General features: G+C 57.7%; 10 protein-coding genes and 1 tRNA gene. 8 read left to right on the top strand and 3 right to left on the bottom strand.

Going from position 1 to position 16,437, the window contains the following annotated elements; translation table 11 throughout:
* Positions 1-2: 2 nt before the first annotated feature.
* Positions 3-626: an NUDIX hydrolase gene (locus OGI63_RS06545; RefSeq protein WP_011743101.1), complete on the top strand. Its 624-nt coding sequence runs from the start codon at positions 3-5 to the stop codon at positions 624-626.
* Between the two features lie 86 nt (positions 627-712).
* A complete protein-coding gene (glgX, locus tag OGI63_RS06540) occupies positions 713-2,857 on the top strand; it encodes a glycogen debranching protein GlgX (RefSeq protein WP_011743102.1) in 2,145 nt (714 codons plus the stop codon).
* Positions 2,858-2,946: 89 nt separating this feature from the next.
* Here glgX and OGI63_RS06535 read toward each other — a convergent pair whose 3' ends face one another.
* Positions 2,947-4,116: a hypothetical protein gene (locus OGI63_RS06535; protein ID WP_011743103.1), complete on the bottom strand. Its 1,170-nt coding sequence runs from the start codon at positions 4,114-4,116 to the stop codon at positions 2,947-2,949.
* 99 nt (positions 4,117-4,215) lie between these two features.
* On the opposite strand from OGI63_RS06535, the gene OGI63_RS06530 reads away from it, so the two are divergent.
* Positions 4,216-4,289, top strand: a tRNA-Pro gene (locus OGI63_RS06530).
* Between the two features lie 73 nt (positions 4,290-4,362).
* Here the strand turns inward: OGI63_RS06530 and OGI63_RS06525 are convergent.
* The gene (locus tag OGI63_RS06525; RefSeq protein WP_080505082.1) at positions 4,363-4,926 is read right to left on the bottom strand and encodes a DUF4234 domain-containing protein; all 564 of its coding nucleotides are present in this window, start codon (positions 4,924-4,926) and stop codon (positions 4,363-4,365) included.
* Positions 4,927-5,129: 203 nt separating this feature from the next.
* On the opposite strand from OGI63_RS06525, the gene aroA reads away from it, so the two are divergent.
* Positions 5,130-6,482, top strand: a complete 1,353-nt coding sequence (gene aroA / locus OGI63_RS06520) for a 3-phosphoshikimate 1-carboxyvinyltransferase (RefSeq protein WP_011743104.1) — start codon at positions 5,130-5,132, stop codon at positions 6,480-6,482.
* Positions 6,483-6,620: 138 nt separating this feature from the next.
* Here the strand turns inward: aroA and guaA are convergent, their stop codons facing one another.
* Entirely contained in the window at positions 6,621-8,183 is a 1,563-nt protein-coding gene (gene guaA, locus OGI63_RS06515) for a glutamine-hydrolyzing GMP synthase (RefSeq protein ID WP_003809522.1), read from the bottom strand.
* Between the two features lie 456 nt (positions 8,184-8,639).
* Here guaA and OGI63_RS06510 point away from each other — a divergent pair, with 456 nt between their 5' ends.
* From OGI63_RS06510 to OGI63_RS06495, 4 genes are all read left to right on the top strand, one after another.
* On the top strand, positions 8,640-11,117 hold the full coding sequence (locus OGI63_RS06510) for a phosphoketolase (RefSeq protein WP_011743105.1): 2,478 nt from the start codon (positions 8,640-8,642) through the stop codon (positions 11,115-11,117).
* A gap of 202 nt (positions 11,118-11,319) precedes the next feature.
* Positions 11,320-12,990 (top strand): phosphate acetyltransferase, encoded by a 1,671-nt coding sequence (pta, locus tag OGI63_RS06505; RefSeq protein WP_011743106.1) that lies wholly within the window; start codon positions 11,320-11,322, stop codon positions 12,988-12,990.
* Positions 12,991-13,079: 89 nt separating this feature from the next.
* Positions 13,080-14,309 carry an acetate/propionate family kinase gene (locus tag OGI63_RS06500; protein ID WP_011743107.1) on the top strand — a complete coding sequence of 410 codons (1,230 nt, stop codon included), beginning with the start codon at positions 13,080-13,082 and terminating at the stop codon, positions 14,307-14,309.
* A gap of 215 nt (positions 14,310-14,524) precedes the next feature.
* The gene (locus OGI63_RS06495; RefSeq protein WP_011743108.1) at positions 14,525-16,345 is read left to right on the top strand and encodes an acyltransferase family protein; all 1,821 of its coding nucleotides are present in this window, start codon (positions 14,525-14,527) and stop codon (positions 16,343-16,345) included.
* The last annotated feature ends 92 nt before the right edge of the window (positions 16,346-16,437 follow it).

The following is a 16,437-nucleotide window of genomic DNA, read 5'->3' as shown; positions in this document are numbered from 1 at the left end:
CGATGTCCGATACGACCAGCATGGATATGTCGCTGAACGAATCCAGCGATGGCGTGGACATGACCAGACCGGCCACAGTACTCAGCAGAGAGCACGTGTATCAAGGCGCGATTTTCGGCGTGGAGGACATGCGTATCGCGTTGCAGACACGAGACGGCGGACAAACCGTGATCCGCAGACAGGTGATGCGGCACGCGCCCTGTGTGGTCATGCTGGTGCATGACTGCGCGCAGGATTTGTACTTGGTCGAACGAGAATACCGTGTCGGCTGCGACGCCTTCGCCTACGGTCTGCCGGCAGGACTCATCGATGACGGGGAAGACGTCGATGCGGCCGCATTGCGTGAGCTGCGCGAAGAGACCGGCGTCGAGCCAATCGACGAAAACAGTTGCGATATCGACCATGTCGGGCAATTCTATTCATCCGAGGGCATGACCGACGAACTGGCCAACATCATGGTGATGCACCTGCGCCACTGGCAGGCCGTCGAACGGCATTTCGACGCCGACGAGCATGTCGAATCTGCTTGGATCCCGTGGAAGCAGCTACGAGACACGCACATCACGGCCTCCAATTCGGAGATCGCCATTTTGCATGAGCAAATTCGCAGAATGCGGCAACAATAGCGGCCTGCAGGTTTCGAATTGTAAAAACAATCGCCGGAATAAACGAAATAACGAATTCAACTCGCAAAACGTGCGATACTTGAATTATGCAAATCAGACCTGGATCGATGTATCCACTCGGTGCGAGCTACGACGGCGCCGGCGTGAATTTCGCCCTCTTCTCTCAAGTGGCCCAGAAAGTCGAGCTTTGTCTTTTCGATGAGGAAGATCGTGAGACCCGAGTGGAAATGACGGAGCAGAACTCCTACGTATGGCATAACTATCTGCCGGGAATACAACCCGGGCAACGGTACGGCTATCGTGTGTACGGTCCGTATGATCCAGCAAAGGGCCTGCGGTGCAACCCGAACAAGTTGCTGCTCGACCCGTACGCCAAAGCCATCGAGGGAAACATCGACGGTGACGAAAGCCTCTATTCGTATTGGTTCAAAAGCCCTGAGGACGTCACCAGCATGAATACGCTGGATTCCGCGCCGCATACCATGAAATCGGCCGTGGTCAATCCGTATTTCGACTGGGGCAACGACCAACATCCGAACATCTCCTACCATGATTCGGTAATCTACGAAGCCCATGTGCGTGGCATGACCAATCTCAACCTGGACGTGCCGCCGGACATCCGTGGAACCTACGCGGGCCTCGCATATCCATCGGTCATCGAATATCTGAGGAAGCTCGGCGTCACCGCCATCGAACTTATGCCGATCCACCAGTTCGTCAACGACAGCTTCCTGCAGGAAAAAGGCCTGAGCAACTACTGGGGCTACAACACCATCGGCTTCTTCGCGCCTCATAACGCGTACTCAAGCTCCGGACAACGCGGCGAGCAGGTCAACGAATTCAAATCCATGGTCAAGGCCTACCATCGCGCCGGCATGGAAGTGATCCTCGACGTGGTGTACAACCACACCGCCGAAGGCAACAACCTCGGCCCGACCCTAAGCTTCAAAGGCATCGACAACGGTGCCTACTACCGTCTGGTCGACAACGACCGACGCCACTACTTCGACACGACCGGCACCGGCAACTCCCTGCTGATGCGCTCGCCGCACGCGCTGCAGCTCATCACGGACAGCCTGCGCTACTGGGTCACCGAAATGCATGTCGATGGTTTCCGATTCGATCTTGCGGCCACGCTGGCCCGCCAATTCCAGGAAGTCGACAAGCTGTCCGCCTTCTTCGACATCGTCGAACAGGATCCGGTCATCTCCCGTGTCAAGCTCATCGCCGAACCTTGGGATTTGGGTTCCGGCGGCTATCAGGTGGGCGGCTTCCCGTCCAGCTGGTCCGAATGGAACGGCCGCTACCGTGATTGCGTGCGTGACTTCTGGCGTTCGCAACCATCGACGCTACCGGAATTCGCCAGCCGTCTGATGGGCAGCTCCGACCTGTATCAGATGAACGGCCGCCGTCCGGTGGCTTCCGTGAACTTCATCACCGCACATGATGGCTTCACCATGAACGATTTGGTGAGCTACAACGAGAAGCATAACGACGCCAACGGCGAAGGCAATAGGGATGGCGAAAGCAACAACCGTTCCTGGAACTGCGGTGTCGAAGGCCCGACCACCATCAAGGACGTCAACGACCTGCGGCAACAGCAGATGCGCAACATGTTCGCGACGTTGCTGTGCAGTCAGGGCATTCCGATGATCTGCGGCGGCGATGAGGTGGCACGCACGCAACAGGGCAACAACAATGCCTATTGCCAGGACAACGCCATTTCATGGACCAATTGGGATCTTGACGATAGTCAGAAGGATTTGCTTGAGTTCGTTTCGAAGCTGATTCATCTGCGACTCGAGCACCCGGTGCTCCACCGTCGTCGTTTCTTCACCGGCCGCGAGCCAGGAGACCCGGACGATAAGATTCCGCAGGTCGAATGGATGGACCACACCGGTTCCATCATGGACATGGAAGATTGGTCCAATACCCACGCGTTCTCGGTGATGATCTATCTGAACGGTTCCGATATTCCGGAAGCCGACTGGTATGGCAACCAGATGGTGGACAATAACTTCATCCTGATTTTCAACGCGCATTACGAGCCGATTATGTTCACCTTGCCGGACGAGCGGTATGGCAAGAAATGGCGTCTGGTCGTTGACACGCATAATCCGAAGGGTCCGGAACTCAACTATGAGGCCGGCTTCGCGATCACGGCGCAGTCGAGAAGCTTCCTGTTGCTGATGAGCGATAGAAAGCCCACCACAAAGAACTACGATTTCTGATAGCCATGAGAACAGGCGAGGTACCATCCGTACGGGTGACACACCTCGCCGTATTGTTTGTGGACTGTGCTCGTGAACCGTTACGAGAATTAGACTTCCGACGAGAGTCGGGAAACGGTTCCAGAAACGGTTTCGCTGACCTCCGCAAGATCCTCGACGGATTCTGGCCGCTTGGTTTGCGCCAGAATAAGCTGCGTCTGCACACGATCGGATTCGATGGCCGCAATCTGCCGTGAAAAGATGATGAACCAGCCCAGAAACATCATGCCGGCAAGAGCCTCGACGTTCGTCAACGTGTTACGCCCCGCCAGCCACTGGAACCCGGCAAGAGCCCCGATCACGATAGCTAGGTCTGAAATCACATATACTACTTTTGAAAGCTGCGGGGCCAGCCAAGGCAGCGCGATCATCAGCACGCTCATCAGGCAGGGAAGACCGCGGGCGAATACGTTGTGCAGAATCGGATGCGGCGTGTAACGGAACATGCCGATGCCGATGAAGGCGATGCCTGCGAGCGTCAGCATGGTCGATAGCAGAAGAATCCGCGCCTTGAAGTGTTTGGGAGCTTCTTTTTCATCGCTTGCAGACAGATACTGCATCTGCAGACGGTGCGTGGTGATGAGCTCCGAAATCGCGAAATAGCTGATGATGACGATGCAGACGCCGGCCAACATCAATGTCGAATTGAACATACGAGCAGCAAAAGTGGTTCGATCGCCCAATTGGGAGAAATTGTTGTTGTACCAGTATGGATCATCGGACGTCAATCCTGCGATGCTGACACCGGAAACCACGAAGAACGGCAACAAGGATGCGATGGTCTTGGCATTCATGAGTTCCGCCTGTACGAACGTGACATAGCCTACGACCCCCGAGATCGCGGCGCAGAGTGCAGTCAGATAGCCTTTTAACGTGCGCAACCCCATCATGTTGCTGGCAATGGAAAGCAGCATGAACGCCGTGACGAAAATGGTCGACGCGTAGACCACGGACAAAGCGAGTATCTCGAAGATACGGCGAATAGGAATGGTCCAGCCATGTTTCAACGTCATCGACCTGGAGTTGCGCGCATACCCCAAGGTGAACGAGATGACTCCACATCCCGCGGTGATTCCGGCACACACGGTGAACAGGCGTTGGGTGACACGCCAGATGGCGGGAGCGAATTGCAGATATAGGTCCATGGCGATCCATGCAAGAGTGGCGCATGCCATGAAGGAAATGATGCCTGAAGCCTCGGCTTGCTGATGACGTCCCATGCGCGTTCCCTCCAGTATTTGCCATTCTAGCCTGTCGTTGTCCTACCATACGCTACAATAGAAACTCGTGTTCACCTGCCACGTGCGGGAGTGCATGAACGGGCTGTAGCGCAGTTTGGTAGCGCGTCTGCTTTGGGAGCAGAATGTCGCAGGTTCAAATCCTGTCAGCCCGACAAAAAGCCCGGAGTTCCAATGGTTTTGCCACTTGGAATTCCGGGCTTCAATGATTGTGCGCACAAAAGAAACTCAGATGCCACACATGTTGTAGTCGGCGCTCAGATCATTCATGGCATGCAGGATCTTGTATGTGTAGACCAACGGCCCGACGATGATCAACGTGCCGAGAACGCTCCATAGCCAGTATGTCGCGGCCGTCACGGTCACCGGCAAATGCCGGGCGGCCTGTTCGGTGCCGATTCGAGCGCTGAGACGATGGTTCCAGACAAGCCAGCCGATGCCGAAAGTCAGCCAGCCGACAATGAAGAACATGAGGCAATAGTGCATGGTGCGCTTGCCGTCGCGACGCGTGGCGATCAGGTTCAAGGTTTCCCCAACCTCACTCATCTGCCAAATGTCGTAGATGCCGAAAGTGATGAGACCAAGCAGCACGAATTTGAGCAGGCCGCGTTTGGTACGCAACGCCGTTCCCGCCGGAACGGGAACCGGAGCCATTGGCTGAGGCTGTTGAGCGGCAGGCGGATAATATTGCTGTGATGCGGACGCGTAGAGCTGCGGCTGCGGCACGGCCGCATTCGGTTGTTGGGGTTGCGGCACAGGCACATATGGCTGTGGTTGCTGTGGCGATGTCATATTCTCTTCTTTCTTCTATGCGCTCGTTTCTTCTATGCGCTCGCTCTTCTCCACATTGAGGTGAAAAAGAACGGACGTCGTCAAAGGACGCCTACACGCAATGATGGGCAGATGGGGAAGGAGTTGTATAGTTTGCATCCCATATGGATACCAGCATGTCGCTGACGAGATGGACACGTCTTTTTCCGCAGGTTTTGGTTACCATGGGTCGCATGGAAGCACTTCAAGAGAACCTATGGCCGGCACCGTATGCCGGCAAACCGCTCAACGCCACTGTGGTGGTGCCGGGTAGCAAATCCCTGTCGAACCGGTATCTCATTCTCGCGGCTCTCGGATCGGAGCCGGTGCGTTTGGTAGGGCTGCTGCGCTCGCGTGACACCGAGCTGATGATGGAGGCGTTACGTGCGCTTGGCGTCCGCTGTGAGGTTGATGTCGAAACTGATACGACGGTAACGGTGACGCCGCCAGCGGATGGCCACTTCCATGGCAATGCGAAAATTTACTGCGGACTTGCCGGCACGGTGATGCGTTTCGTGCCGGGACTTGCGATGTTCGCCGATGGTCCCGTCGATTTCGATGGCGATGAGCAGGCATATGCCCGCCCGATGAAACCGGTGTTGGATGGCTTGCGGCAGTTGGGTGCGACCATTGAATACCACGGTGAAGAAGGCCGTCTGCCGTTCACAATCACTCCGCCCGCATTTGATTCGGCCGTGCGCGAAACGCCGAATGTGGTCTCCATCGATTCGTCCGGCTCTTCGCAGTTCATTTCCGGCCTGTTGCTGATCGGCTCGCGTGTGCCAGGCGGCCTTGAGCTGCACCATACGGGGAAAAAGACTCCAAGCCTGCCGCATATCCGAATGACGGTGGCCGATCTTAAAAGTGCTGGTGTGGATGCGATTGCAGATGAAGACGTTCATGTCTGGGGAGTCGCTCCGGGAACGGTTCAACTACCCGGACAGGTGACGGTCGAACCGGATTTGTCGAATGCCGCTCCGTTCCTGGGCGCCGCGTTGATCGCCGGCGGAACCGTGCGTGTGCCGCATTGGCCGGAAACCACCACGCAACCTGGTGGTTTGCTGCCGGGGTATCTTGAACGCATGGGAGCGCAAGTGTCTTTCCCGGAAAAGAACGGCATCCGTTATTGCGAAGTCACAGGTGGACATGCCATCAACGGTTTGGGTGATTTCGATCTGACCGCTGCCGGTGAAATCGCGCCATCGCTTGCTGCGATTCTGGCTTTCGCCGACAAACCGACCAATATGATCGGCATCGGCCATTTACGCGGACACGAGACGAACCGTCTTGAGGCGTTGGTCAATGAAATCACGCGTATTGGGGGAGAAGCTCGTGAATTGCCGGATGGATTGAAGATAACGCCCGTATCCGCGGGCTGCCTTCGACCGGCCGTGATGGAGACTTATGCCGATCATCGCATGGCCACGTTCGCTGCGATGCTTGGTTTGCGCATCAAAGGCATCCAAGTGGAGAACATCGCCGCCACGGCAAAAACCTTGCCGAATTTCGTGAATATGTGGAACGACATGCTTTCCTGACGGATGTATGAAAGAGATGTTGTGAAGGAGATTGTTCGATTCTAACGAGAGTGGACTCTTTTCGCCGCATAATGGGAGGGGCTTTCCGCGAGTAGTTCCGCGGGAAGCCCCTCCCATTACGTGTCTAAGCCTGCGGGCTCACTCCCATTCGATGGTTGCCGGCGGCTTGGAAGTGCAGTCAAGCACCACGCGGTTGATCTGACGGCATTCGTTGGTAATACGCGTCGAGATGGTGGCGAGCACGTCGTACGGGATACGCGACCAGTCGGCGGTCATGGCGTCTTCGGACGACACCGGACGCAACACGATTGGCGAGCCGTAGGTGCGTTCGTCACCCTGCACGCCCACGGAATGCACGTCGGCAAGCAGCACGACCGGGCACTGCCAGATGTCGCGGTCGAGGCCGGCCTTGGAAAGCTCCTCACGTGCGATGGCATCAGCTTCGCGCAGCAAGTCAAGACGTTCCTTGGTGATTTCGCCGATGATGCGGATGCCGAGACCCGGACCCGGGAATGGCTGACGCCAGACAATCTCATCCGGCAGACCGAGTTCGGTGCCAATGGCGCGCACCTCATCCTTGAACAGGGTGCGCAGTGGCTCGATGAGCTGGAATTTGATGTCCTTCGGCAGGCCGCCCACATTGTGGTGCGATTTGATGTTGGCCGCGCCATCGCCGCCGCCGGACTCTACGACGTCCGGATACAGCGTGCCCTGCACGAGGAATTTGACTTCCTTGCCGGAGGCACCGGCCTCTTCGATGACCTGACGCTGGGCCTTCTCGAACGTGCGGATGAACTTCTCTCCGATGATCTTGCGCTTCTTCTCCGGCTCGCTCACACCCTTCAGGGCGGTGAGGAAGTCTTCGGAGGCGTCCACGGCGATGAGCTTGATGCCGGTGGCCTCGACGAAATCATGTTTGACCTGCTCGGCCTCGCCCTTGCGCAGCAGACCGTGGTCCACGAACACGCAGGTGAGCTGCTCGCCGATGGCCTTATGCACCAGAGCCGCCGCGACGGCGGAGTCGACGCCGCCGGACAGGCCGCAAATCACCTGGGCGTCGCCGACCTTCTCGCGGATTTTCTTGACCTGGTCCTCGATGATGTTGGACGCGTTCCAGTTATCGCCGAGGCCGGCGCACTTGTGCAGGAAGTTCTCGATGAGCTTCTGGCCCATCGGAGTGTGCTTGACTTCCGGATGCCACTGCACGCCGTACAGTTTGCGGGACTCGTCCTGCATGGCGGCGACCGGTGCGCCTTCGGTGTGGGCGAGCACTTCGAAGCCTTCCGGCGCGGTCTTGACGGCCACGCCATGGCTCATCCACGTGCTTTGCTCTGCGGGAGAGCCGTCGAGCAGACCCTCCGCCTTGTCGATGGTGGTTTCCGTTTTGCCGTATTCGCCCAGGGCGGCCTTGTCGACATCCGCGCCCAACGCGTATGCCATGGCTTGGAAGCCGTAGCAGATGCCGAGCACCGGAACGCCCGCGTCGAACAGCTTCTTGTCGACGCGCGGAGCGCCCGGTTCGAACACGGAAGCGGGGCCACCGGACAGGATGATGGCCTGCGGATCCTTGGCCAGCATCTCATCGACCGGCATGGAATGCGGCACGAGCTCCGAATAAACATTGGCCTCACGCACGCGACGTGCGATCAGCTGGGCGTACTGGGCTCCGAAATCGACAACGAGCACAGGACCTGCAGCCATAACACTCTCCCTTTAATATGAGGTATCAAGAAACGAACAATACTAACTGCTCTATTGTGACGTTGCAAGGAGACATTGGAAACACGTGAACGGAGAATGAACGAATCTCACAATTGCTTACTCCCACCTACTCAACACGCCGCGTGTGTATCTAGGGAAACGAACGTGGGAAACATGTGTTAACCGACTAAAAACGTTGATTTTGAGCCGTTTTTCAATCTTTTTGATAGAGTGTGAAGTACGCACAAAAATCTCGATAAAAGCACACATTTGCGTACAGAAAAATAACAATTGAACACACAGTCGCAAAAAAACAGCAAAAAGTCGAACCGCGCTCGTAATATGTGCAAGTGACTGGAAATGAGGCATACCGCGTAACCGCAAGGTTTTAGGCATGGCTCATGACCTAAGGAAATAAACAATCGCACATCACAGTGCAGGAGTACAGGAGTACACATGACGAGTCCTGTTATTGGCACCCCTTGGAAGAAGCTGAACGCTCCGGTTTCCGAGGAAGCTATCGAAGGCGTGGATAAGTACTGGCGCGCAGCCAACTACCTCTCCATCGGCCAGATCTATCTGCGTAGCAACCCGCTGATGAAGGAGCCTTTCACCCGCGAAGACGTCAAGCACCGTCTGGTCGGTCACTGGGGCACCACCCCGGGCCTGAACTTCCTCATCGGCCACATCAACCGTCTCATTGCTGATCACCAGCAGAACACTGTGATCATCATGGGCCCGGGCCACGGCGGCCCGGCTGGTACCGCTCAGTCCTACCTGGACGGCACCTACACCGAGTACTTCCCGAACATCACCAAGGATGAGGCTGGCCTGCAGAAGTTCTTCCGCCAGTTCTCCTACCCGGGTGGCATCCCGTCCCACTACGCTCCGGAGACCCCGGGCTCCATCCACGAAGGCGGCGAGCTGGGTTACGCCCTGTCCCACGCCTACGGCGCTGTGATGAACAACCCGAGCCTGTTCGTCCCGGCCATCGTCGGCGACGGTGAAGCTGAGACCGGCCCGCTGGCCACCGGCTGGCAGTCCAACAAGCTCATCAACCCGCGCACCGACGGTATCGTGCTGCCGATCCTGCACCTCAACGGCTACAAGATCGCCAACCCGACCATCCTGTCCCGCATCTCCGACGAAGAGCTCCACGAGTTCTTCCACGGCATGGGCTATGAGCCGTACGAGTTCGTCGCTGGCTTCGACAACGAGGATCACCTGTCGATCCACCGTCGTTTCGCCGAGCTGTTCGAGACCGTCTTCGACGAGATCTGCGACATCAAGGCCGCCGCTCAGACCGACGACATGACTCGTCCGTTCTACCCGATGATCATCTTCCGTACCCCGAAGGGCTGGACCTGCCCGAAGTTCATCGACGGCAAGAAGACCGAGGGCTCCTGGCGTTCCCACCAGGTGCCGCTGGCTTCCGCCCGCGATACCGAGGCCCACTTCGAGGTCCTCAAGAACTGGCTCGAGTCCTACAAGCCGGAAGAGCTGTTCGACGAGAACGGCGCCGTGAAGCCGGAAGTCACCGCCTTCATGCCGACCGGCGAACTGCGCATCGGTGAGAACCCGAACGCCAACGGTGGCCGCATCCGCGAAGAGCTGAAGCTGCCGAAGCTGGAAGACTACGAGGTCAAGGAAGTCGCCGAGTACGGCCACGGCTGGGGCCAGCTCGAGGCCACCCGTCGTCTGGGCGTCTACACCCGCGACATCATCAAGAACAACCCGGACTCCTTCCGTATCTTCGGACCGGATGAGACCGCTTCCAACCGTCTGCAGGCCGCTTACGACGTCACCAACAAGCAGTGGGACGCCGGCTACCTGTCCGCTCAGGTCGACGAGCACATGGCTGTCACCGGCCAGGTCACCGAGCAGCTTTCCGAGCACCAGATGGAAGGCTTCCTCGAGGGCTACCTGCTGACCGGCCGTCACGGCATCTGGAGCTCCTATGAGTCCTTCGTGCACGTGATCGACTCCATGCTGAACCAGCACGCCAAGTGGCTCGAGGCTACCGTCCGCGAGATTCCGTGGCGCAAGCCGATCTCCTCCATGAACCTGCTCGTCTCCTCCCACGTGTGGCGTCAGGATCACAACGGCTTCTCCCACCAGGATCCGGGTGTCACCTCCGTCCTGCTGAACAAGTGCTTCAACAACGATCACGTGATCGGCATCTACTTCCCGGTGGATTCCAACATGCTGCTCGCTGTGGCTGAGAAGTGCTACAAGTCCACCAACAAGATCAACGCCATCATCGCCGGCAAGCAGCCGGCCGCCACCTGGCTGACCCTGGACGAAGCTCGCGCCGAGCTCGAGAAGGGTGCTGCCGAGTGGAAGTGGGCTTCCAACGTGAAGTCCAACGATGAGGCTCAGATCGTGCTCGCCGCCACCGGTGATGTTCCGACTCAGGAAATCATGGCCGCTGCCGACAAGCTGGACGCCATGGGCATCAAGTTCAAGGTCGTCAACGTGGTTGACCTGGTCAAGCTGCAGTCCGCCAAGGAGAACAACGAGGCCCTCTCCGATGAGGAGTTCGCTGAGCTGTTCACCGAGGACAAGCCGGTCCTGTTCGCTTACCACTCCTATGCCCGCGATGTGCGTGGTCTGATCTACGATCGCCCGAACCACGACAACTTCAACGTTCACGGCTACGAGGAGCAGGGCTCCACCACCACCCCGTACGACATGGTTCGCGTGAACAACATCGATCGCTACGAGCTCCAGGCTGAAGCTCTGCGCATGATTGACGCTGACAAGTACGCCGACAAGATCAACGAGCTCGAGGCCTTCCGTCAGGAAGCCTTCCAGTTCGCTGTCGACAACGGCTACGATCACCCGGATTACACCGACTGGGTCTACTCCGGTGTCAACACCAACAAGCAGGGTGCTATCTCCGCTACCGCCGCAACCGCTGGCGATAACGAGTGAGCCTAGGCTATTTGGCCTGATTGCTTGATAAAAGCCCCAAGGGATTGTTCCCTTGGGGCTTTTTCGTATTACGGTGCGATATGCTTGGCTTAAAACAGCAAAACCGCTAGCGCGTGTCAGTTACCGTTTGCACATTACAATTGCTCATTGTGCGAACGATGCGGTATCGCACCCGAATAATGCGAAGTACATAGGAGACACCGTGAGTTTTACCAGCGTCACCATCATCAGTCCCGAAGCGGCTAACGGCCGTAATGTTGTCGCCCTTGGAGTCACCAAGACACTTGCCGCAGCCGGCAAGACCGGAGTGTTCCGTCCGGCGGTCTGCAGAAAAGACACCTTCACGGACGTGCTGATCGAAGCTTCCAATGCCGGTTTGAGCCGGGAACAGTCCGTCGGCGTGTGCCCCAAGCGCGCTCGTAACGATAAGGAAGGTTCGCGGGCGGATATCGTTGCGGCCTACACCCAAGCCGTAGAAACAGCCCGACCGGATGCCATGGTGATTGTCGGCACCGACAGGTCAGCAGTCAATGATCCCGCGATGTTCTCTTTCAACGCTGACGTCGCGGCAGACCTCCAATCGCCGGTCCTGCTGGCCGTATGCACTATCGAACGCACACCGGAACAAGTCAAAAGCACGGTTGAGGCATCCACCAAGGTCATCGAAGACGCCGGGAGCAAAGTCGTCGGCGTGTTCATTACTGGGTGTGACGACACGCAGCCGAATCCACTCAAAGCATGCTTCGTCGACTACCCGGTGCCGGTGTGGACGCTACCTGCCGTCGATTTCAACGACGATGACGCCATCAGCAAGGCAGACGAAGCGTTCGCGACGAACGTCGACGCCGTGGAACTGACCGTGGCACTCGAATCGCCATTCGACGCCCCGACCACACCCTATGCTTTCCAATACGGTCTGCTGGGCAAGGCGAAGGCGGACAAGAAGACCATCGTGCTGCCGGAGGGCAACGAGGATCGCATCATCAAAGCCGCCGATTATCTGCTGGAGCGCGACATCGTCGATCTGATCATCGTCGGAGACGAAAACGCCATTCTCGCCCGCGGCCAGGAATTGGGATTGAAATCGCTTGGCAAGGCGAAATTCCAAGCCAAGGATGATGAAACGGTGCTGGAACCCATGGTGGCGAAGCTGTGCGAGCTGCGCGCCAAGAAAGGCATGACCGAAGAGCAGGCGCGCAAACAGCTGGCCGATGACAGCTATTTCGGCACCATGCTTGTGGTGATGGGCATGGCGGACGGTCTCGTGTCCGGTTCCGTCAACTCCACGGCCAATACCGTGCGTCCGGCCCTGCAGGTCATCAAGACCAAGCCAGGAACGTCGCTGGTCTCCGGAGCGTTCCTGATGTGTTTCAAGGACCATGCCGCCGTGTTCGCCGACTGTGCCATCAACCTTAACCCCAATGCCGAGCAGCTCGCCGAAATAGCAATCCAATCCGCCGAAACGGCCAAGGCGTTCGGCCTTGAACCGAAGGTGGGCATGCTGTCCTATTCCACGCTGGGCTCCGGAAAAGGACCCGACGTCGACCTCGTCGAGGAAGCCACCACCATCGTCAAAGACAAGGCTCCCGACCTTGCGGTGGTCGGATCGATCCAGTTCGACGCGGCATGGTCTCCGACCGTGGCCGCGACCAAAGCCAAGGGCGATCCGGTGGCGGGCCATGTCAATGTGTTCGTATTCCCGGATCTGTGCGCGGGCAACATCGCATACAAGGCGGTACAGCGTTCCTCGGGAGCGGCCGCCGTCGGGCCGGTGCTGCAGGGTCTCAACCGCCCGGTGAACGATCTGAGCCGTGGCGCCACGGTCCAGGACATCATCAACACCATCGCCCTGACCGCCATCGAGGCCCAGTAATCGGGCATTTTGTAGCAAGCAACGAGTAATCTAAGGTTTTGGAAAGTCGCGTAAGCGGCACATCGATTAACACATGGAGGATGCCCACAATGGCGAAAACCGTCCTTGTCATCAATTCCGGTTCCAGCTCTATCAAGTATCAGCTGGTTGATCTTGAAACCGGCGAAGGTATCGCTTCCGGTCTGGTCGAGAAGATCGGCGAGCCGGTTGACGGTCATTACAAGCACGAGTACAACGGCGAGAAGCATGAGCTCGAAGAGCCGATTCACGACCATGAGCAGGGTCTGAAGCGCGTGCTCGGCTTCTTCGACGAGTTCGGCCCGAAGCTCGCCGACGCAGGCATCGTGGCCGTCGGCCATCGCGTGGTGCAGGGTGGTTCCATCTTCCCGAAGCCGGCTCTGGTCAACGACAAGACCATCGGCCAGGTCAAGGACCTCGCCGTGCTCGCCCCGCTGCACAACGGTCCGGAGGCCAAGGGCGCTGAGGTCATGCGCTCCCTGCTGCCGGATGTTCCGCAGATCTTCGTGTTCGATTCCTCCTTCTTCTTCCAGCTGCCGAAGGCTTCCAGCACCTACGCGCTGAACAAGGAAGTCGCCCAGCAGTACCATATCCGCCGTTACGGCGCCCATGGCACCTCCCACGAGTTCATCTCCTCCGTCGTGCCGTCCGTCATCGGCAAGCCGGCCGAAGGCCTCAAGCAGATCGTGCTGCACATCGGCAACGGTGCTTCCGCCTCCGCCGAAATCTCCGGCAAGCCGGTTGAGACCTCCATGGGTCTGACCCCGCTGGAAGGCCTCGTGATGGGTGGCCGTACCGGCGACATCGATCCGGCCGTCGTCTTCCACCTGATTCGCAACGCCCACATGAGCGTGGACGAACTGGACACCCTGTTCAACAAGCGTTCCGGCATGATGGGTCTGACCGGCTTCGGCGACCTGCGTGAAGTGCATCGTCTGGTCGAAGAGGGCAACGAGGACGCCAAGCTGGCTCTCGACATCTACGTGCACCGCATCGTCGGCTACATCGGCAACTACACCGCTCAGATGGGTGGCGTCGACGTGATCACCTTCACCGCAGGCGTTGGCGAGAACGATGACGTCGTGCGCAAGATGGTCTGCGACAAGCTCGCTCCGTTCGGCGTCAAGTTGGATGAGGAGAAGAACGCGACCCGTTCCAAGGAACCGCGCATCATCTCCACCCCGGATTCCGCAGTCACCATCTGCGTCATCCCGACCAACGAGGAGCTGGCCATCGCCCGCAAGTCCGCCGCCATCGCAGAAGAAGGCAAGGACTCCTACGGCAACGTCTTCTCCAAGTGAGTGACGTGTCACGTTTCGGCTGGTAGAGGAACGTGACGGCAAACGGTATGAATCTGCGCCGCCGTGCCTGATAATCGATATCATCGGTCAATCAGGCACGGCGGCGCAGTGCGTTGGGCCCCCCTTTCCGCGATTCGCAAGGGATTGCTTGGTAGTACGATACGACAGGTTGCACTGTACCGTGCAATGATGTAAGAGAGAACGGTTGGTTATTCGTGGCTGCTAAACGACGTTTCGTCGGTTTGGACGGGCTTAAAGGCATAGCCCTTATTGCGATTGTGCTGTATCACTGCGATGAGCTTTCGCTTCAAGGCGGGTTTTTCGGTGTGGATGTGTTCTTCACCATCTCCGGTTTCCTGATTTTCTCATCGCTGCTCAATCGTATCGATTCAGGTAAAGGCTTGGAACTGGGGGAGTACTTCCTCAAACGGTTCCGCCGGATTTATCCCGCGCTGTTTGCTCTTATCCCGATTTCGGTGACGTTGGCATGGCTGGTGAACCGCGACATGCTTGTCGGCATCCGGAACCAGATCATGACCGTGCTTCTGGGATGCTACAACTGGTATGCCATCAGCAGCGGAGCCAGCTATTTCTCCCAGATGAACCCTGACATATTCCGTCACCTATGGTTCATGTCGTTGCTCATGCAGTTTTATCTGATCGCTCCATTCGTGGTTTTGCTGCTGCGAAAAATCATCATCAGATGGGCTCCGGTATGCATACTGACAGCCCTTGCCGGAGCAAGCGCGGTATCCATGGGACTGCTATACCACTCTGGCGCTGACCCCACACGTGTGTATTTCGGCACCGACACGCACGCCATGGGCCTATGGCTCGGTGCCGCGCTGGCTTGGATACTGCCGATTCTCAGACATGAGCATGGGCGAGCCAATGAATCGCGGATAATGGAACGATTCCATAAGATATGGATTCAATTCGGCCCGATAGTTGCCTTTGGCTCATTGCTGGCATTGCTGTGGATGATGCGGCATATCACTCAAGGCCCAGCGGCGTTCCATGGCGGTATCTTCGTCGCCTCCGTGCTTGCTGTGGTGCTGATCGCAGGAACCATACCATTCGGATCCTGGATGCAGGATCTGCTTGTGTTCAAGCCGCTTGCCGCTTTGGGTCATTATTCGTATGGCATTTATCTGTGGCATTGGCCATTATGGCTGCTGCTGAGGTCCCTGCTGCCCCAGTGGGGCGCATGGCATGCCGACAGGCTGCTGGCCTTCACCTTCATCCTCACCGTGCTGTTCGCGTTCGCATCTTGGCGGCTGTTCGAGAAGCCAGTCGCTCGTGCGGGATTCATCGCGTTGATTCGTCCGATCAGTGGAGACGAAGCCGAGCATTGCGGCCGTCTGATATCCACGGTCGTGGTGCTGGCATGCTCATGGAGCTTCTGCGGATACGCTGTGGCGACGGCACCGGAACAAACCAGTGTGGCGCAATCCTTGGGTATCAGCGCCAGGCTGTTGCAGCAACGCAATCATGCCGCTTTGGAACGACGCAGAACACCGATGCCAAGGAAGCCACGGCATAAGATGCCGGATGGTTCGCAAATGGCCGCCATCGGAGATTCGGTGATGCTGGCGTCCAGCAAAGGATTGCGGGACACGTTCCCCAACATCATTGTGGATGCCGAAGTCTCACGGTCGATGGCGAAGGGACAGGGTCTTGTCGATCAATTGAAAGCGCAAGGGAATCTGCGCCCCTGGGTCTTGGTGGGACTTGCCACCAACTCCGTGGTGACCAATGATCAGCTTGACGATCTGCTGAATGATGTCGGCCCCGATCATGTGCTGGTGCTCATTAACGCGCACGCTCCCGTTTCATGGGTTCCTGGCACCAATGCCGTGTTGAAGCAATTCGCCGCGGCGCATTCCAACAACGTCGTACTGGTCGATTGGGACGGGACCATTTCCCAGCATGCTGACGAACTTGCCGGAGATGGCATCCATCCGGGAATGTCCAATACGATCTACGCGCAGGCGGTCAAGGATTCAATTGCCGCTTGGATCAAGCAAGGGCACTGATTGATGCGTTGACGACTTCCATACGAGGTCCGCCACATGCCGTCGCATATGAATGATCCCCATTCCGTGGAAATCGGAATGGGGATCATTCA

The organism is Bifidobacterium sp. KRGSERBCFTRI (genome assembly GCF_025908335.1).
The sequence above is the reverse complement of the archived record's forward strand: the minus strand, read 5'-3'. Positions and strand labels throughout refer to the sequence as shown.